The sequence below is a fragment of the Ligilactobacillus sp. WC1T17 genome (assembly GCA_900110005.1).
Lineage (GTDB): Bacteria > Bacillota > Bacilli > Lactobacillales > Lactobacillaceae > Ligilactobacillus > Ligilactobacillus ruminis_A.
In genome coordinates this window covers 24,810-44,099 of sequence record FOCC01000003.1, presented here as the reverse complement: position 1 = coordinate 44,099, position 19,290 = coordinate 24,810, and the positions used below count along the sequence as shown (strand labels likewise).

Here is a 19,290-nt window from a genome sequence, read left to right as displayed (position 1 = left end):
AAAATCCTCCTTAGTCTTGTGGAACTTCTTGCATCACGAAAGCTTCGATTTGATCGCCAACTTTGATGTCGTTGTACTTTTCAATCATCAAACCACATTCAAAGCCAGACTTAACCTGCTTAACGTCATCTTTGAATCGCTTCAAAGAAGCCAGCTTGCCTTCATAAATAACGATGCCGTCACGGATAATCCGGACACCTGAATCACGTTGGATGTAGCCGTCAGTTACATAGCCACCGCCAATAGTGCCCAGTTTGGATACTTTGTAAGTTTGGCGGATTTCAACTTGTCCAGTAACTTTTTCTTCATAAACTGGTTCAAGCATACCCTTCATGGCAGTTTCAATTTCATCGATGGCTTTATAGATAACATTGTGCAACCGAATATCAACGTTATCAGTTTCAGCTTGAATCTTAGCTTGCGGCGTTGGACGAACGTTAAACCCAACGATAATCGCATTCGATGCTTCAGCTAAGGTAACATCACTTTCGTTAATGGCACCAACAGCTTGGTGAATAATGTTGACACGAACACCTTCAACTTCAATCTTCTTGAATGATTGAGCAATAGCTTCAACTGAACCCTGCACATCGGCTTTGATGATTACGGCAACTTCTTTCATTTCGCCTTGCTTTAAAGTATCAAACAAGTTGTCTAAAGTAACATGCGTTGTTTGGCTGCGTTCTTTCAAGAGTGCCCGCTTAGCCCGTTCTTCACCAGCAGCACGAGCTGTCTTTTCATCGTCAAAGGTTACAAAACGGTCACCTGATTGCGGCACATCATTCAAACCTGTAATTTCAACTGGTGTTGCCGGAGTTGCCTTTTTAATCCTGTGTCCTCTGGCATCCGTCATTGTTCTAATCCGGCCAAAAGTATTGCCGACAACAATTGGATCACCGACATGCAAAGTACCTTGTTGTACCAGCAAGGTTGCTACAGAGCCTTTACCTTTATCCAAACGGGCTTCAACAACTGATCCGGCACCATGTTGATTTGGGTTAGCCTTCAATTCTAGCATTTCAGCTTCCAGCAAAATCATATCCAATAATTCATCCAAGTTCTTGCCGAATTTAGCGGAAATTTCAACGAAGATGGTATCGCCACCCCAATCTTCAGGAATCAATTCATATTCAGACAATTGTTCCATAACGTGGTTTGGATTAGCACCCGGCTTATCAATCTTGTTAACAGCAACAATAATTGGCACACCAGCGGCCTTAGAGTGGTTAATCGCTTCGATAGTCTGCGGCATTACACCATCATCAGCAGCAACAACTAAAACGGTAATATCAGTAACATCCGCCCCGCGCGCGCGCATGCTGGTAAAGGCCGCGTGACCTGGTGTATCAAGGAAAGTAATAATCTTGTCATTATGTCTTACCTGATAAGCACCGATATGCTGGGTAATCCCACCAGCTTCACCGGCCGTAATGTGTGAATTACGTAATTTATCAAGCAAAGTTGTCTTACCATGATCAACGTGCCCCATAATTGTAACAACTGGTGGTCTAACAACTGCATTTTCCATGTTCTTTTCTTCATCTTCAAAGAACTTATCGATATCGGCTACATCGACTTCAACTTTTTCTTCAGCCTTAATACCATAATCAGCTGCTAAAATTTCAATGGTATCTTTATCGAGTGATTGGTTTTGGTTGACCATAACCCCCATCATAAAGAGCTTCTTAATAATTTCAGCTGGTTCACGGTGAATTTTCTTGGCAATATCAGCCACATTCATACCAACAGTGTAAACCAATGTTTCCGGCAATGGCTTGTTTTTTCTTTGTGGAACAGGATTTTTCTTCACATCATGGCGGTTGTTGCGATTATTTTTCTTGTTCTTTTTGTTCTTCTTGTTGAACCTTCCGTTTGTATTATTGTGGTTTTGGTTTGAAAATTTCTTACCGTTGCTATTATGATTATTGTTATTTTCCATATGGTTACCAGAATGCCTTTCATTTCGATTTGCTGATTTAGTTTCAACATGCTTTGGCGCAGGCTTTTTGGCATTATCTTCTCTCTTATGCTCTGCCGGTGCCTTTTTCGTGTCAACTTTTTTCTTAGGAGCTGGAGCAAAGACCGCACGCAATTGGCGTTCTTCATTCTCACCTAAAGTCGACATATGATTCCCGACTTTGAAGCCTTTTTCTTTGGCAGCGGAAATGACTTCCTTACTGGAAACATTAAGTTCCTTTGCTAATTCATAAATTCTTTTTTTACTCATTAATATCGCTCCAATCTGCTGATCATGTGCTCTAGCCCATAATCCAAATTAGTGCGAATTAATCAGCTAAAAGCTCCATGAACTTCTTTGAAAAACCTGTATCTGTCACAGCCACAACTGACCGCTTTGAGCCGATTGCATCGCTCAATTCAATTTGGGTTAAATCAAGTGAACACATCACCGCGTAACTTTGACATTTATCTGTCATTTTTTTGATTGTATTCTTGCCAGCATCACTTGCACAAAAAACAAGTTTGGCTTTGCCGTTGCGTACCGAAGCCAAGGCCAAATCCACACCGGTTTCAACCTTACGAGCGCGGCGAGCAAGGCCTAACAGCTGCAAGACTTTTTGTTTATTTTCCATTTCCGAATAACTCTGCTCTAGCCTGTTGGTGGTCGACATAAGCAATCAAATCATCATAGAACTGATCATCGATTTTAATGCCGAAAGTTTTATCGAAAATTTTTTCTTGTTTAGCTTTTTTAGCAGCTTCAACATCAACATGGATGTATGCGCCGCGCCCGGCTTTTTTACCAGTCGGATCGACAGATACTTCATTTTCTTTATTTTTCACAACACGTACGAGTTCTTTTTTAGGTTTCATTTCACCCGTCACAATATCTTTACGCATGGGAATTTTACGTTGTGCCATGAAAATGCCCCCTATTCTTCGTCTAAGCCTTCGATGTCATCTAAGCTGAAAGTTGGTTCAACTGTTTGGGCAGTTTCATTGCTGTCCACGTCAGCTTCAGATTCAGGCTTGATGTCAATCTTGTAGCCCGTCAAATGCGCAGCTAAGCGGGCATTTTGCCCCCGCTTGCCGATAGCTAGTGACAATTGATCGTCAGGAACTACAACAGTGCAAGCCCGGTCATTTTCAGGATCAAAGCGAACTTCCAAGATTTCAGCCGGCTTCAAAGCAGACTTGATATATTCGGCTGGATCTTCACTCCATGCAACAATATCCATCTTTTCGCCGTTCAATTCTTCAACAATGGCCTTAACCCGTTCACCACGCGGTCCAACACAAGTACCGATTGGATCAACGCCTTCTTGTTCTGTATAAACAGCTACTTTAGCCCGGTCGCCGGCTTCACGTGCAATTGACTTGATTTCAACAGTACCATCAAAAATTTCGGGCACTTCATTTTCAAATAAACGTTTTAACAAATCAGGATGTGACCGGCTTACATAAACTTGAGGTCCGCGGTTCTTGCGACGCTTTTTACCATCTTCTTCGGTTTGTTCAGCCTGATTTTGGTTGTCATTAGGGTTGACAACATTGTATACATAAACCTTGATGCGGTCATGGGAGTTGTAAACTTCACCCGGCACCTGGTCGCGCTTAGATAAAACAGCTTCAACATTACCAAGGTTAACATAGACATAGCGGCTGTCACGGCGTTCAACTTCACCAGTCATGATTTCATTTTCATACTTGCTATATTGGTCATAAATCATTTGGCGTTCTTCTTCACGCACCCGTTGCATAATGACCTGCTTAGCTGTTTGAGCTGCAATACGGCCAAAATCATGCGGAGTAACTTCAAAATCAACTGAATCGCCTACTTCATAGCCCTTGCTGATTTCAAGCGCATCTTCCAAGCTGACTTCTAAGCGCGAGTCAAAGACTTCACTAACAACTTCTTTAACTGCATAAACTTTGATTTCGCCACGTTGTTGATCAAATTTAACCTTTACATTTTGGGCTTGACCGTAGTTTTTCTTATAAGCGGAAACAAGCGCTTGTTCTAAAGCATCGATGATAACTTCCTTTTTGATGCCTTTTTCTTTTTCAATTGCATCTAATGCATTAAGTAATTCCTTACTCATCGTCTTTTACTCCTTACAATTAAAATTTGATTGCTAAGCGTGCTTTAGCAATTTGCTTACGTGGAATGACAACTGTCTTTTTTCTTGTCTTATCCATATATTCAAGCGTTAATTCATCCGGTTTGAGGTCAATCATGGTTCCTTCATAAACTTTTTTGCCGTCAAGCTGTTGATATAAGGAAACATTGATATATGAATTAAGAGCCCGTTCATAATCACTCTCTTTTTTTAGTGGACGCTCAGCACCTGGAGAAGAAACTTCTAAAAAGTAGGCTTGAGGAATAGGATCAGGATCGCAGTTGTCAAGTTTTTCACCTAAAAGGTCGCTTACAAGCGCACACTCCTCAATATTAATTCCACCTGTCTTGTCAATATAGACTCGAAGATACCAACTTTTACCTTCTTTAACAAATTCCACATCAACTAATTCAAAGTGATGTTCATCTAATATAGGTGTGACTAAGCTTGTCACCGTTTCAACAACACTGCTCAAAATCTTCCTCCTCAATCAAATATATTGATTAAAACCCGTACCAACAAAAAGAGCGAGCATCTCTGCTCACTCCCTAACGAGTATCAAAAACAATTTTATTGTAACACAGCTTTCAGCCATTTTCAAGAAAAATCCTGAAAATGTCCATTTTTAACGACTAAAAAGGCTATTTTAGCATGTTTTTAGTGTACACAACATAAACTGCAAAATTTTTTAAACACAAAAATTAATTGGTAAGTTAGATTTGACGGCGGCACAAAAGCGTTCACTTTTAAAAAAAATGTCACGAAATTGTCACGACAATAAAAACGGTAAAAAATAAGGACGCCTAAAACCCTGTAAAAACAAGGTTTCAAGCGTCCTTATCGATTAATTAGTCAGCAACTGGGTAAACAGAAACTTGTTTCTTGTCGCGACCTTTACGTTCAAACTTAACAACACCAGCAGCTTTTGCAAACAATGTGTTGTCGCCACCCATGCCAACATTGACACCTGGGTAGATCTTTGTACCACGTTGACGGTAGAGGATTTCACCACCGAAAACTTCTTGGCCATCAGCACGCTTAGCGCCTAAACGCTTAGAACGTGAATCACGACCGTTGGCTGTGGAACCGCCCCCCTTTTTGTGGGCGAAGAATTGCAAATTCATTAACATAATCGAGTGCACCTCCTCTATGGTAAATTATTCTACATGGATATATTCATGGTATGAGACTTCAATATCGTTAAGACCTAATTCAAGGCTCTTAAGCAATAATTGAACCTTCGAATCTTTAAGGGATGAACTAACCTTGACCACAAGTAAGCCGCCGTTTTCTTCATCAGCTTGCCGATTCAACGTAGCGCCAGCCAATTTCTCTAAACTATTAACTGTATTAATAGCTAAAACCGAAACCGCTGCACATACAATATCATAGCCATATTCGCCTGATCCAGCATGTCCCTTAAGTTCAAATCCAGACAAAAGCCCGTCTGACTTAAGCATATGTGCGTGTATCATTAAAGAGCCTCAACTTAGGCGTTGATAGCATCAATAACAACCTTAGTGTAAGGTTGACGATGGCCTTGTTTTGTGTGTTGATGCTTTTTTGGCTTGTACTTGAAAGTTACGACCTTCTTTTCACGGCCTTGCTTTTCAACTGTACCTTCAACAGTAGCACCTTCAACAAATGGTGTGCCGATAACAGTCTTTTCGCCGCCAACAAAAACGACTTTGTCAAAAGTTACCTTTTCACCTGCAGCTTGTGGAAGCTTTTCAACGTAGATAGCTTGACCTGCTTCTACCTTAAGTTGCTTACCACCAGTTTGAATAATTGCGTACATTATGTGCACCTCCTTATAATTTTCTTAGACTCGCCGTAATGTAGTGATTGCTAAAGCAATGCTTAAACTTAAAACGTGCGGTTGCAGCTGTGACATGCACAAATACAACATTGACATCTTATCAAATTTAGCATTTGCCGTCAAGCTTTTTAATAAAAAAAGAACTGCAAAATTTTTGCAGTTCTTAAATGCATTACTTGCGACGTTCTGGGATACGAGCAGCTTTGCCACGAAGTGCACGTAAGTAGTAAAGTTTTGCACGACGAACACGGCCCAAACGTACAACTTCAATCTTGTCAACACGTGGTGAGTGAAGTGGGAAAGTACGTTCAACACCTACACCGTTACTGATCTTACGAACAGTGTATGTTTCTGAGATGCCTTCGCCGTGGCGCTTAATAACAACGCCTTCGAACATTTGGATACGTTCGCGCTTGCCTTCAACGATACGTGCGTGAACACGTACTGTATCACCGGCGCGGAATTCTGGAATATCATTACGCAATTGTGATTGTGTAATCTTTTGAATCAATGGATTTACTGACATTGGTTTTTCTCCTTTTCATCGACATTCATGTCCAGTCGCAGCGGAATATCGTTAATTATGGCTTAACGCCAAAAAGTAGTTTACCACATCTAAAAGATAGTGTAAAGCTAATTTTTCAAAAAAAGCCTGCATCAAAGCAGGCTTTCATTATTAGTCTAATAAATCAAATTTAAGTTTCATCAGCGTATGGCCTTGCGCTACCATTTGACCTAATAAATCAACCGTGTTGGCATAAGTCAAGTCTGCCATCTTTTGGTTAGCTGCTTCCAATTTAGCTTGTGCTTGGTAAGCATCAAGATCTTTTACTTCTTTGTCCGTTTCGTGTTCAATCTTGCGCAAAGCAGCTAAAGTCTTTTCTTCAAAGGCTTGTTCCAAAGCAGAGTAAACCTTGTAGTTTGTATCGCCTAATTGTGAAGTCAACTTGTTAACCCAGAAGATTTGGTTCAAGTCAAACTTAGGACCAGTTTGAAAGCTCTTTGGTGTTGTTGTAACATTAGTATAGAATGGTACGAATGTATTGAAAGTATTTGGTCCAAAGGCTAACCATTGTACCCCAGCGAGTTCTTCTTTAACATCATTTCTGATTTGCAAAACATGCGTTTCAAAGTTGCGGTTAATCCCAATTGGACGGAACAATTTCTTTTCAGCGTCCGTATTAGTCGTACCGTAAACATCATATGGTGTATCTTGGTAGTGGGAGCTTTCCACAAACTTAATGTCTTCGATGCTGATTTTGCGCTTAGCTTTGGTGATAAATGGTTGATCTTGGTCACCTGGGTTACCTTGCCATTCAGGGTCAAAGTAGCGGTGTACATACCAAGCACGTGGATTATTGTAGTGCGCATCCTTGATAGTAGAAGAGCCGAAGATATGGCGCAAGTTGTAACCTTCGTGGTCAGGATTTAAATGATATTCTTCGATTAAATCTTTCAAATCAGCTGAGCACATGAAGTTGTCTTCGTCATCAAAATAAAATTCATCGATGTTTAAGCGGTTAGGTGCTACAACATAAGCATCGTCTGGAATCTTACGGGCAGCCCAGTGGTGGCCCCCAATGGTTTCAATGTACCATACTTCATCATGATCAGCGAAAGCAGAGCCGTTCATTTCGTAAGTACCGTATTTTTCAACTAAGTAGCCTAAACGCTTAACCCCTTCACGTGCGGAGTGGATGTATGGCAAAGTCAACGTTACGAAGTCTTCTTCACCTAAACCACCCTTTTCCATCAAAGGATCAATCCCTTGGATGCGGGAATTAGTGGTAATCGTTTCGGTAGCGGTCATAGCTACCGTATCACTGTTAATCCCAGCTGCAGCCCAAACGCCATGCTTGCCTGAAGCATCAGGCGCACTGGTATAGCGCAAAGGATTAGCCAAAAGGTCGCTGTCTTCGATTTCTTGGCCGGAGATTACACTCTTGTAATGCTTTGGTTGGTCTTCTGGGTTAACCACGATGAAAGCTTCAGGAATAATTTCGCTACCGCCGTCTTCACTGCGGGCAATCATGGTTGAGCCATCAATTGAGGCTTTTTTACCAACTAAAATAGTTGTACATTCAGCCGGTTTTTTCATATCTGTCATTTTTTCACCTTCCTATAACTGTAACATTTTTATTATACCACTAAAAATTTTTCTGTCGCTATTAACCTTGCTAGCAGCAAAGAAAATACACCAAAAAGCGCAGTTCTAACACTGAGCTTTGCTTGAATTTTAAAATCGCAGTTTTGCACAAAAATAGGCATCCCTAAGCAGGATACCTATTTCAAAAATCTATTTATCAAAATCACTGAGGTTATTGTACTTAGCATCCAAGTCGTGGCTGAACCAACGGCCGTTTAAGACGTGCTTAATGATGTAGAGCTTTTCCTTCTTAGTCACAGTCTTGTCATTTGAGATTTGCTTCAAAGTATCTGCATCGGTGAAAGTCGTCTTAGCCATCTTGATGACTGCCTTCTTCTTGGTAGCATCAAGGTTCAAGATCTTATCATCTTGCTTGGTGTAAGCAGTCCACTCAACTGTATTCATCTTAGATGAACCATCTTTTGAAGTCATGAAGTTGTAGATGTAGTTTTGGAAGTCAGATGATAAAGCCTTGGCACCCTTTGTCTTGTAGGCCTTGCCTGCGATTGCATCGTAGCTGGTGCTGTTTTGGTCAAGCAATGGTACAAATACTCCGTGGAAGGCACCGAATAAGGCCATTTGTGAACCTACAACGCTTGCATCATTACCGTAATCGATAACCATCCCGTAGATGTTTGAACTGAAGTTGTGGGCCAGCATCGTGTTGGCTGAATCTTGGACATTAAAGCGTCTGTATAATTGACCGCCGTACTTGAAGCCGAACTTGTATTGCTTATAGAGCTTCTTATTCTTAGTCAAAGTTCCTTTAGCGGTTGCTGCTGCAAAGTATGGGTCATAGGCTTCAAAGAGTGAGAATTCTCTTGAACCGGTTGTCAGCATGGTTGGTACTGAGTTGTAGCTGTCAGTGTCAAAGCCTTCTGTTGGAAGAACTGTGCCGTCCTTGTAAAGGTGTGGGAAGACTGACATTCGGATACTTGCATTGCCCATCAGTTTGGCCAAACGCTTAGCACTTAAGCCGTAGAGCCATTCTTTAACCTCTGAACGCTTACTTGTATCATTCATCCAAGCAATAGCAGCCTTCTCAGTGCTTGCCTTGCCGCCTTTAACAGCTAATGGAGCTAAAGCCTTGGCAAAGACAGTTTGACTCTTAGAGGTATCTGACAAGGTCATCCCGCCTGAAAATGCGATGGCCTTGTTGAATTTGCCTTTAAAGATTGGTGAAATCAGCATTGCCATAACATCACGACCACCGGCTGAGAAACCTGAAACCGTAACGTTATCTTTATTGCCACCGAAATTGCCAATGTTATTTTTTACCCAATCTAAAGACTTAGCCATATCTAACAAAGCATAATTTCCGGAATTTTCTTCAGCGGTTCCATTCTTCAAGGCTGCCATTGGATTAAAGCCCAAGACACCTAAGCGATAATTGATGGATACAAAGATAGCGTTGTGGTGCTTGACAAAGTCTGCCCCGGAAATTTCAGTTGATGAACCAGTTTGGTTATTGCCCCCATGCACATAAACGATAATCGGCAAATTTTGTTTATTATTATTTGAGCGGTAGATATCCAGCGTTAACGCATCTTTTTCTGATCCTGCCACCTTACTATTATTGTACTGTAAAGATGTTACTGACTTGACCGTCTTTTTTACCCCAGACCATCTCTTAGGATCGGTTGGCGCCTTCCAGCGGTTTTCGCCCGAAACACTGCCGCCATACGGGATGCCTTTCCATTCCAAGACACCTTTTTCTTTTGCACCTTGAACTTTACCATAAGCGGTAGTCCGAATAACGCTAGCTGCTTTAACATTTTGATGGGTTAGCATAGCCCCAATCGTAAATCCTGCTCCCACAGCAGCTAAAATACTAAGTTTTCTTAGTTTCATAAAATCTCCCTGCTTTCTAACAAATAACTTACAAGGTAAATTTTAATAATTAAAGCGCTTTTAAAACAGGGTAAAAATTGACCTTAAACGACACTTTTTTGACCTATTGGCGATATTGCTGCGGTGTAAGACCGTAAAATTGGCAAAAGGCTTTTCGAAAAGACACTGGACTAGAAAAGCCGGTCCGCTCGGCAATCTGGCTTACAGTCAAATTGGTCGTATCCAGCTTACCTTTAGCTTCTCGAACCCTAATTTGCTTCAGATATTGCATAATGCTCTGCCCAGTTTCGCGTTTAAAAAGCCGATCAAGATAACTTCTTGAAAAACAAAATTCATCTGCAATCTGCTGTAAACTCAACTTTCGATGATAATTTAACGACAAGTAGGCAATGATTTTAGACACTGTACTTCGCTGGTCAACTGTTGTTAAAGGCTTAGGCTTAGTTTTAACAGCATACTGCAAAAGCAAACCGATTAAGGTAATTACATAGCCTTCGCGCAAGGTATTTTGGATTGTTTTATCCGTAAGCTGGTATGTGTGATAAAGATCAGCAAGCAGCATTTTTATTTTTTGCAAAATATTTGCTGGACAATATTTCAGCGCAAACTCTTGATTGATAAAATCCGGATATAGGCTGATAACCTTATCATAAGGCACTAAAATCACTAACGATTGACGTTTTTCAGGATTTACGATATTTTCCACACTGTGAGCATCTCGCGAATTAATAATAATCAGCTCATTATCCCTAATAACATATTTTTTCTTTGCCACAATGTAATCAGCCTGTCCCTTTAGCGTGTAGTCAATCTCAATGTCGCGGTGCCAATGGATGTCAATATAGCGGGTTACCCCACGATTGCAAAAAAGCATAAAAGGCAGACCATCATTTGGCTTAACTAATTCATGCTTAATCATATTTTCCCCCTTCCCTATCTTATTGTGCCAGATTTTACCACATATGGCAAAAAAGGGGGGCATAAATATATTTAAACGTGAAACTACTTTAGATTTAGAAGCCATCACCCAAGGTGTTATCATCAACGAAATAAACGTTATCGGCGACATTGACACTGATCCATTTTTCTTATTTGGTTTGTTAACGCAATAATGTGTACGTCAACATCAAACGCACGGTGAAGGAAAATAACAAGTCCGATATCTACAGCAAACTCACAAGAATTACAATTAACGATAATCATGAAGTCATTGATAAAACTTTCAATAAAGAACTAGATTTGCTGACAAATAACATCCTTAAAATTGACCTGTGGGCTGGCATACAAAAGCTAACCGTCTATCTTCCATTCCAAATCCGAGATGGACGTATTGACAGAGAATGGGATCACCCCCACACTTGTGGGGAATACTTGCTGACACATCCTATGTAGTCTTGGATAGTAGGATCACCCCCACACTTGTGGGGAATACGACAAGTAGCGGAAGTCGCTTGCCGACAGACCGGGATCACCCCCACACTTGTGGGGAATACTTATGTCTAATTATTGGCGACAAACAAAACTCAGGATCACCCCCACACTTGTGGGGAATACTCAAAAATCCACACCGACGGTGGCGAATGATGGGGATCACCCCCACACTTGTGGGGAATACTCTATTAAATTGTCATTTAAATTCATTTTCTGAGGATCACCCCCACACTTGTGGGGAATACCTTCTAGCGTATATGACGACAAACACACGTTAAGGATCACCCCCACACTTGTGGGGAATACCACGTGAGTTGCAATTAATTACTGACGAAATAAGGATCACCCCCACACTTGTGGGGAATACACGAGCTTCCTGATAGTGAAGCTAAGCGCGTGAGGATCACCCCCACACTTGTGGGGAATACTGCGTTGACGTTGATAAGGTTGACCTTAGCCGCAGGATCACCCCCACACTTGTGGGGAATACTTTCTAAGTTAAATATTAAAACAGACGCAATCGGGATCACCCCCACACTTGTGGGGAATACGTCAAAGATACGTTGGATGCGATAGATGATGAAGGATCACCCCCACACTTGTGGGGAATACACAACATGGCAATCACAAAAAGTTGATACCATGGGATCACCCCCACACTTGTGGGGAATACATTAAGCAACTCGCTTGGGCTTTGAGTATCATAGGATCACCCCCACACTTGTGGGGAATACTTAGAGTAATTAGTTCCCAAAGTCCATGCTAAAGGATCACCCCCACACTTGTGGGGAATACTGAAGTTGTTAAGTTAGAACAACTCGTTACAAGGGATCACCCCCACACTTGTGGGGAATACTAGCTTTGACACCGCTCACGTCAGTCTGCAGTGGGATCACCCCCACACTTGTGGGGAATACTGATTGATTATTTTTTCTTCACTGATACCGAAAGGATCACCCCCACACTTGTGGGGAATACGTTGGTGTTGCTTGTCCAACCAGAGTTAACTAGGGATCACCCCCACACTTGTGGGGAATACACTAGGGATTCTAAACGCTCCTTGACATACTTAGGATCACCCCCACACTTGTGGGGAATACCTTTTTGTGACATCCACGGTTTTTGCGTATCCGGGATCACCCCCACACTTGTGGGGAATACTAAGTTGTTGCTCGTTTGCGTAAGCGCTGACTGGGATCACCCCCACACTTGTGGGGAATACACTAAAAGATCCCTATAATGACGCGCTTCCTAAAACTTGAGTCTGCCATTTTTTACCAGTTGAATCGCTAACTCTAAAGTTGCTTTAGCATCGGACAAAGCATGATGCGGATTTTCGTTTTTTATCCCATATTCCCTTAAAACTGTTTCCAAACGATAATTATCCAAGAATTCGTCATCCTTCTTTACCAAAGGCACTAAATCAATCGTGTGATTCGTTATCTCATCTTGGCCACTTTTTTTACATGCTATCTGCAAAAAATTCATATCAAACGTTAGATTGTAGCCAACTATTGTCGAATCACCTAAAAATTTCTTTAAGTTAACCAGTGCTTCCTTGATGTCAACACCTTTTTCTTGCAAAGTATTATCAGTAATCCCTGTCATTTTAACAATGTTGATTGGTATACTACTGTTTGGCAAGACTATATACCTACTAAACTCCTGACCACTTTGTTTTTTTGCACCTATTGATATAATGTTATCATCGTTGTAGTCTAAACCAGTTGTCTCAATATCAATTGAAACAATGTCTGTATCTACCGAAATTGGACTTTTAGCAGAAGAAATAGTTCTATATTCCTGTGCCTTTTTCGCTCTATGAAATTTGGCTGCATTACTAAAACCATGCTTTACCAGCTTATTTTCGGATGCCACACGCATCATAAGCGGAATACCGTCATAATCAACTACTCGTTTATTAACATTTGTTGTTAAAAATGTATATCCCAACTCATTATTAGTATTATAAACCATGGTGGCCTCACCGCTACCAATATTTTTGATTATTCTTGTCCATAATTGGCCTCTAATGCGCGCACTGAAATTTCCTACATAAACGCCCGTTTGTATCTCTTGGCACCATTTTGTTAAATCGCCACGCAGAGAAGATGGCACTTTTGACAGGGTAATAACAATCATTCCTTGTACCCATCGCTTTCAGAATCGTCTTTATATTGGACACCAAATTTTACTAGACCTTCTTTATCATCCCATAGATTTAATGTATCGGCCTCAGGAATTATATCATCCGCATTCAGAAGTTCTTTCAAATCTGCAACCATTCTAATCACTAATTTATCACGTCTAAATGCATCCCTCATTGCTTGCCGGGTATGCGTTGCAATATCTGTATCACCATATTCTGCCACCATGTCAAAGGCAATCGGAATAGAATACTCTGCCTTGTACAAATCTGCAAAATCATAAATGAAGGCCAAGTCATGTCCAGTATGAATAAAGCCCAAGCCAGGTGATATTCCCAAAGCGGCTACCACGCTGTAACTCAGTCCATATAAAGCTTGGTGTCCTGCCGTCAATGCTTTATTAATAGGGGTACCCGAATTAAAGTCATCTACTTTATATTCACGCCTATTCCATTCAACGCCTGTTCTAGTTGATTCATCACGATATACACGGCGAACACGTGCACCTTCTTTACCACGAAGTTCTCTCATTGCTAAATGCGAAACATCCTCATCCGGAAATCTCATCTGATACATTTTACGTGCTACTGCTATTCTGGATTTACTATTTGAAACAAGTTTTGCTTGTCGTTCCAACAAAAGGGAGGAATGATTCAAAGCACGACCATGAGCATATTGGCGTACACCATGTTCTCCAACCCAAATTACAGCCATCCCGCAATCTCCCATCAGTTCCATTGCACGATGAGTGACATCAACGCCTGGACCTAGCATCAAGACATTAATTAATGCTGCCGGCACAAATACTGTCCCCCGGCTATCCATAACTTTTATTGCGCTATCTTGCCGATTTATCACAGCATGTTCCAGGTACAAAAAACTAATTCTATCACTTACTCGACCCAATTCTTGCAGTTTTGGTTTTTTAGCTCCCATATTTTCCATACCATCACCCAGCTAATTTAAGGGAATCACGGTCATTAGCCCCATTCCATAAGCTTTTTCTCTGCCGAGTCCCTTTATCAGTGTTTCTCTAAACTTGCTTACATCAGTAATTTTCAAAAAGCCCTCAAAAGTTACTCTGCTTAATTTAACTTGTCGCTGTCCCTTCCTATAGAGAACGGGAAAATCTCGATTTACTATATCAAAATCATTCTCATTCAATTCAAATCCAGATTTTGCGGCTTTCTTCAGCAGCCAATTTTTTTGTTGTTCAACCGTCACATGCGGAAAAATTTTTCCATTTTTCTTTCCTGGCTCAAAAGCACGATAAACTGGATTAGCTGTTAACTTGAAACGTACTGTTTGTCTTTCAGATAATTTATTTAGAAAATTATCATATTCTTTAATCTGTACTGTCTCTTCTATTCCATATCTACCGAAATTAGATACATTAGGTTTTTCTGAGCTCAAAAGTAATAGGTAGTTCTTACCGTATAAATAATCAATTCGCCATAAATGACGCAAGCGTTCTCCTTTAGAAATTTCGTTTGGAAAACTTGACTCAACCCAATTGTGGTATGCACCCAAATGCGTTAAATCTTTAATTTTTTGACGATTCAAAGTCGCAATTTCAACTCTTGATAAATACACTAATCTCCACCTCTCTTCTATAAAGCTGACATAATATCATGCTCACCCGTCTGCATTTCAACATGCGTTTTTGCGACCCCACGATATTCATAGTAACGGTTGCGTTGCTCAAAAGAACCCACTTGATCCTTTTCCATTATGACTGGTTGATTTGGTAAAAGATTTGCATCAGCAATAATTTCTGCTGTAAAACCATGCTTATATTTTTTTTGGTACCATGTTGCTGCTTGCCAGGGTATTTGGCTTGTAAGAACTTCAATCGGAGATATATCTGTAAATTTACATATTTTCAATATTCCAGCCGGTGTATTTGACCTCCTACCCAAATATAATTGAAATCTAGGGTACCGTAATGCCGTTTCGATTTTATCAATCACGCTATCATCATCACTGCCAATTGCAGCAACAAACCTGTAATCTTGCAAGTAATCTCGATAAGTCAGCTTTTTCTTATGTTTAGTCGCATCATATTCGACAATTTGAAAATCTGTCATATTTGTGCCCACTTGATCAACTCGTACTGCAAAACACAAATCATTGAGATTCCTAATACGTTCATCATCTCTACGATACCCTAACGCCGCCCCAACCATACCAATAATTGCACTTTTAGTTGGGTACGGGCTACTTGATCTTCTATTGAAAGATGCTTGATTACCGTAAGACTGTAAAGGAGCAGTCAAGTTAATCGTTAGAACTCTCATAGGCTCCCTCTTTTCTTAATACATCGCCCACCTTTTCAAGCAGTTCACCTAAACTGTCTGTATCTCCAAGTAAAGAGCTTCCCTTCTTGGTTAAAACTTCAGTTAAGACCGGTTTCTCCACAAACTGCAAGGTATCTTTAAATTCATCTTCTAATTTCTTAATTGATGGTACGATATATCCATCCCGAGACTTTACAGGTTCCTCAAAAGCCGATACAAGGTTTACAGGGGTATCTTTTCTAATCGTCACCATTACATATTGTGGTAAAGTCTTATTTGCAAATGTATTTTGCTTCCCTGTAGGCATTGTCATTACAAAGTTTTTAATGAACAGTTTAGCACCTTCAACTGCTAATTCATCACCTAAATTATGCGTTAATTCATTAAAGTTTACGTTAGCATAGCGGTAAAGAGTGGATGAATTGTACTCAACCGTCCCAATCATCGCACTACCTGCGTTATCTGCTGCAGAATCATCATCGAGTGCTGTAAAGTAATCAAATTCTGGAACAATTTCATGTGTTGAAATAGCATGTGCAACTTGTGCGGATGCATCAACATTCAATTCGGGGTCATCAGCAACCATTCGGCCAAATAAAGCTAAATCTAAAGATTGATTTCCTGTTAAAACTTTCTTAAGTTCCTTTTTATCCAATTCATCATTGTTAACAACATAGTCTGCAATCTTTTCAAGCTGTCCGCTGCTTATTAATAATAATGCACCCGTTAGCATTTCACCTGTCTTCTTATCTTTGGCGGTCTTAATCCCTGCTTCCTTTAGAACATCTACCGCCTTTTCCAATGCGCTATTTTCATCAAAACTGCTATCTTTTTCTGCCAATTTTTCTGCTAATAAGTAAGCAGCACGTCTTGTACGGTGGCCTTCCAACCAACTCGCACCTTCACTTTCTTCCCGAAAACTTGTGCGAACTGCGCGCTTCCAGCTCTGTGAGGAAACTCTTGCCCGAACTACACCCCCATAAACCGCTGTCTTAGGTGATCCAGCATCGTCACGATTAATATTTGCTGAAGGGACTGTTTGTAAAACATGAATATCTACGTATAAATTTTCTTTCTTCATTTTTCTACTCCTCTATTCCATCTTTTTCTTTCACTATCTGTCTGTAATACTGTTGCCCCCATTTAAGGCAAATTTGTCCTGCAGACTGAAAACTACTTTCGAAATAATACAAATCTTGTGCAAGCTGAGAATAATCGATTTTTAAATTACGATTATTGGATTTTAAAATTCTCACTAGCTGAGTTATCCCTCTAGTTACACTAGCCGGTTGCCTGCTGGAAAAAAGACTTTGTACTCTCCTATCCAAAGCAACTCTCATACTTTCATCAGCTCTCAAATAAGCTAAAGCTTTAAATAACGGCAAACCGTCTGAATCACCATTAACCGGTGCATATACACATTCATCGATACCTTGCTGATGAATAGCATAGCAACGCAAAGCAGCATAGATTGCATTTTCAGCATTGGTTGGTTTACCCTCAAAATTCCGGCTTAAATATTTAGTATCCATCTCTGTAAACATGAATGGCCAAACCGCTTGGGCACGTTTATCATTGATATTTACCGCTTCTCTAAGGTTTGCAAGAACCGCCTTATTCCCATATAACTGTGGTAAAATACGTGCCGTACTCTTCTTTAATACTTCATCTGCCATTTTTCTCATACCTCCCTACTTAAGATCCTTGTAAACAAACCTTTCCAATTTGTTATAAAGAACAAAAATATTTATAACAGTTTTACCATCATCGCTTCTTACTCCGCTAATATCTCTTGGTGACGCGGCTTGCACCAACTCTCTTCCAGCATCTAAAGCAAGTAATCTCAGCTGTTTTTTCCACATGTTTATTTCTTCATCTGGCTCTTGCCCAACTCGTAAATTTGCTAACCAATCGTTAAAAGGTTTATTCAGTGAGTCGTAAAATTTTGAACTTAGACTTCCCGCAAAATTTGATGCACCGTCCTTGTCCAGGCCACGCAATTCACCTAGATTTCGTGCAAAGCTCCAAAAATCATCGCCAACTTTTTGAGTTACCTTAATCGTTCCTTCAATTCTACCGGGCCAAAATCTCTCTGCATTTTCATCAAATAGCACATCTGCTTCAATTCGGAGATTATCGTATACTTCAGCTGCTGGCGACTGAGAAGTTGTATTTCCGTCACTTACTAAGCCAACCGTTTCTAAGTTAAGCAGCATTCCTTCCGGTAAGTAATCTTCATCCTGCAAAGTTCTCAACCATTTCACGATGCCAGGTTCATGGACATCATCACTTGATTCAACCTGCACATATTGGCCAAAATTCCTCCACATACTCTTACCTAGGGACTTAATCCATTTTGTTGCCGGTCTATAGTGCGCTTCTTTAGGGTCATATTTCCATGTAGTCATCGGTTCAACAAACATATCTGTACCATCGTTTTTGGACAATCCAGCAGTGAAAATTATCGGTTGCTGCTTTTCATCCCATTTTACGTGGAGCATTCGTGACCAAACTGTGTAGAGTTCTGCAATATTTGAGGGTGTCTGCCCCTTCATACGCTCATTTATATACTCTTTCATATTTGGAAATTCCCAAACTGGGCGCTGAAGGACCTCTTTTTCATTTTTAGGGTCTAAAACTAAATTAAGCATCAATGTCTCAAACATATTAGATCCTTTGGCTAAAACCGGATTAATACTGTAAAGCCACCCTGAAGAAAAATGATACTTTTCTTTAGCATTTATCCTTGTTTTGTCTGTAACACCCGTAAAATTTTGATATGAAATTAACCAACGGCTAAATTCATCCAACGTAAGTTTTTCTTTACTGCTGCTTGTTTTAGGTGAGAAAACAGATGGACTATTATTGCTTTCTGAAATCAAACGGTTAATTTGTTTTACGGAAACAGTACCTTTACCCAGCGACACCTTTTTATTTGCAGGAACAAAACTGTCATATACTGACTCTGTTACTTGATAAAATGGATTTTCCTTGCTTAACAAGTCGAAGCTATCTTCATTTTCTTTAAGATAATCAAATAATGGTGATGTAAATCCCTTAGATTTATAGATTCTTTTCCAGGTTTTAAGAAAGTCTTTTTGAATATCCAAAACATCTATGTCTTCATCTAAAGCCCATCCATCATCTCTTCTTTCTAGCCACTCATACATTTCATCATTTGCATCAAACCGACTATAAACTGTTGTTAAGATAGCTAACAAAAATCTTAGGATAGCTAAATCTTGCGCTCGCATATCGCCTGCTAACTCACGAAAGTCTCCGGCTCTCGCAAATAATTCTAGTAAAGACACCTTCGTAACTTGGTTTGTTTGTATCTCAGAAACTTTAATCCAAGGTTCACTAACCAAGTTAAAACTTTGCTTCATATTTTTGCCTCCTTTACTGTGTCTGTGGTTCACACCTACCAATGTAAGTATTAAACTTTCGACCCTCTAAAAATTCCTATCTTAAATAGGATCACCCCCACAAACGCGGGGAATAATATTTACATTACTATTAT

At 40.2% G+C, this 19,290-nt stretch carries 20 protein-coding genes, 1 CRISPR repeat array and 1 other annotated feature; of the genes, 1 reads left to right on the top strand and 19 read right to left on the bottom strand.

The features are described from left to right. Window positions 1-10: 10 nt before the first annotated feature. The 12 genes from infB to BMX26_RS02395 all read right to left on the bottom strand — a co-directional run bounded on the left by infB (window position 11) and on the right by BMX26_RS02395 (window position 10,814). On the bottom strand, window positions 11-2,227 hold the full coding sequence (gene infB, locus BMX26_RS02455; RefSeq protein ID WP_075529877.1) for a translation initiation factor IF-2: 2,217 nt from the start codon (window positions 2,225-2,227) through the stop codon (window positions 11-13). A 58-nt stretch (window positions 2,228-2,285) separates the two neighbouring features. Continuing rightward, window positions 2,286-2,591, bottom strand: a complete 306-nt coding sequence (locus BMX26_RS02450) for a L7Ae/L30e/S12e/Gadd45 family ribosomal protein (RefSeq protein ID WP_075529876.1) — start codon at window positions 2,589-2,591, stop codon at window positions 2,286-2,288. After that, a complete protein-coding gene (gene rnpM / locus BMX26_RS02445) occupies window positions 2,581-2,880 on the bottom strand; it encodes an RNase P modulator RnpM (RefSeq protein WP_075529875.1) in 300 nt (99 codons plus the stop codon). Before rnpM ends, BMX26_RS02450 begins: the two co-directional genes overlap by 11 nt. An 11-nt stretch (window positions 2,881-2,891) precedes the next feature. Next, window positions 2,892-4,061, bottom strand: coding sequence for a transcription termination factor NusA (nusA, locus tag BMX26_RS02440; RefSeq protein WP_075529874.1), 1,170 nt, complete (start codon window positions 4,059-4,061; stop codon window positions 2,892-2,894). A gap of 19 nt (window positions 4,062-4,080) precedes the next feature. Further along, the gene (gene rimP / locus BMX26_RS02435) at window positions 4,081-4,554 is read right to left on the bottom strand and encodes a ribosome maturation factor RimP (protein ID WP_075529873.1); all 474 of its coding nucleotides are present in this window, start codon (window positions 4,552-4,554) and stop codon (window positions 4,081-4,083) included. A gap of 373 nt (window positions 4,555-4,927) precedes the next feature. Continuing rightward, window positions 4,928-5,209: a 50S ribosomal protein L27 gene (gene rpmA / locus BMX26_RS02425; protein ID WP_075529872.1), complete on the bottom strand. Its 282-nt coding sequence runs from the start codon at window positions 5,207-5,209 to the stop codon at window positions 4,928-4,930. A gap of 27 nt (window positions 5,210-5,236) precedes the next feature. Then, window positions 5,237-5,554, bottom strand: coding sequence for a ribosomal-processing cysteine protease Prp (locus tag BMX26_RS02420; protein ID WP_075529871.1), 318 nt, complete (start codon window positions 5,552-5,554; stop codon window positions 5,237-5,239). A gap of 14 nt (window positions 5,555-5,568) precedes the next feature. Next, complete coding sequence (gene rplU / locus BMX26_RS02415; RefSeq protein WP_075529870.1) at window positions 5,569-5,877, bottom strand: 50S ribosomal protein L21; 309 nt, start codon at window positions 5,875-5,877, stop codon at window positions 5,569-5,571. Between the two features lie 16 nt (window positions 5,878-5,893). Then, window positions 5,894-5,970 (bottom strand) — a sequence feature (ribosomal protein L21 leader region). Between the two features lie 100 nt (window positions 5,971-6,070). Then, complete coding sequence (gene rplS, locus BMX26_RS02410) at window positions 6,071-6,424, bottom strand: 50S ribosomal protein L19 (RefSeq protein WP_075529869.1); 354 nt, start codon at window positions 6,422-6,424, stop codon at window positions 6,071-6,073. A 150-nt stretch (window positions 6,425-6,574) separates the two neighbouring features. Beyond that, complete coding sequence (locus BMX26_RS02405) at window positions 6,575-7,996, bottom strand: C69 family dipeptidase (RefSeq protein WP_075529994.1); 1,422 nt, start codon at window positions 7,994-7,996, stop codon at window positions 6,575-6,577. A gap of 198 nt (window positions 7,997-8,194) precedes the next feature. After that, window positions 8,195-9,895, bottom strand: coding sequence for a carboxylesterase family protein (locus BMX26_RS02400; RefSeq protein ID WP_075529868.1), 1,701 nt, complete (start codon window positions 9,893-9,895; stop codon window positions 8,195-8,197). Between the two features lie 103 nt (window positions 9,896-9,998). Further along, on the bottom strand, window positions 9,999-10,814 hold the full coding sequence (locus tag BMX26_RS02395) for an AraC family transcriptional regulator (RefSeq protein ID WP_075529867.1): 816 nt from the start codon (window positions 10,812-10,814) through the stop codon (window positions 9,999-10,001). Window positions 10,815-10,857: 43 nt separating this feature from the next. Here BMX26_RS02395 and BMX26_RS09585 point away from each other — a divergent pair, with 43 nt between their 5' ends. Beyond that, window positions 10,858-11,007 (top strand): hypothetical protein, encoded by a 150-nt coding sequence (locus tag BMX26_RS09585; RefSeq protein WP_180366048.1) that lies wholly within the window; start codon window positions 10,858-10,860, stop codon window positions 11,005-11,007. Between the two features lie 231 nt (window positions 11,008-11,238). After that, window positions 11,239-12,548: direct repeats of the CRISPR family, unit length 28 nt; unit sequence GGATCACCCCCACACTTGTGGGGAATAC. 29 nt (window positions 12,549-12,577) lie between these two features. On the opposite strand, the gene cas2e is transcribed toward BMX26_RS09585, so the two are convergent. The 7 genes from cas2e to BMX26_RS02360 are packed head-to-tail and all read right to left on the bottom strand — an operon-like array spanning window position 12,578 to window position 19,156. Beyond that, a complete protein-coding gene (cas2e, locus tag BMX26_RS02390) occupies window positions 12,578-13,468 on the bottom strand; it encodes a type I-E CRISPR-associated endoribonuclease Cas2e (RefSeq protein ID WP_075529866.1) in 891 nt (296 codons plus the stop codon). Beyond that, window positions 13,465-14,418: a type I-E CRISPR-associated endonuclease Cas1e gene (gene cas1e, locus BMX26_RS02385; RefSeq protein WP_075529865.1), complete on the bottom strand. Its 954-nt coding sequence runs from the start codon at window positions 14,416-14,418 to the stop codon at window positions 13,465-13,467. The genes cas2e and cas1e overlap by 4 nt, the downstream gene beginning before the upstream one ends. Before the next feature lie 12 nt (window positions 14,419-14,430). Further along, window positions 14,431-15,066 (bottom strand): type I-E CRISPR-associated protein Cas6/Cse3/CasE, encoded by a 636-nt coding sequence (gene cas6e / locus BMX26_RS02380; RefSeq protein WP_075529864.1) that lies wholly within the window; start codon window positions 15,064-15,066, stop codon window positions 14,431-14,433. 17 nt (window positions 15,067-15,083) lie between these two features. Continuing rightward, window positions 15,084-15,770 (bottom strand): type I-E CRISPR-associated protein Cas5/CasD, encoded by a 687-nt coding sequence (gene cas5e / locus BMX26_RS02375; protein WP_075529863.1) that lies wholly within the window; start codon window positions 15,768-15,770, stop codon window positions 15,084-15,086. Next, window positions 15,751-16,851 carry a type I-E CRISPR-associated protein Cas7/Cse4/CasC gene (cas7e, locus tag BMX26_RS02370; protein ID WP_075529862.1) on the bottom strand — a complete coding sequence of 367 codons (1,101 nt, stop codon included), beginning with the start codon at window positions 16,849-16,851 and terminating at the stop codon, window positions 15,751-15,753. Before cas7e ends, cas5e begins: the two co-directional genes overlap by 20 nt. Window positions 16,852-16,855: 4 nt before the next feature. After that, window positions 16,856-17,446: a type I-E CRISPR-associated protein Cse2/CasB gene (casB, locus tag BMX26_RS02365; RefSeq protein WP_075529861.1), complete on the bottom strand. Its 591-nt coding sequence runs from the start codon at window positions 17,444-17,446 to the stop codon at window positions 16,856-16,858. A 15-nt stretch (window positions 17,447-17,461) separates the two neighbouring features. Continuing rightward, entirely contained in the window at window positions 17,462-19,156 is a 1,695-nt protein-coding gene (locus tag BMX26_RS02360) for a type I-E CRISPR-associated protein Cse1/CasA (protein WP_075529860.1), read from the bottom strand. Between the last annotated feature and the right edge of the window lie 134 nt (window positions 19,157-19,290).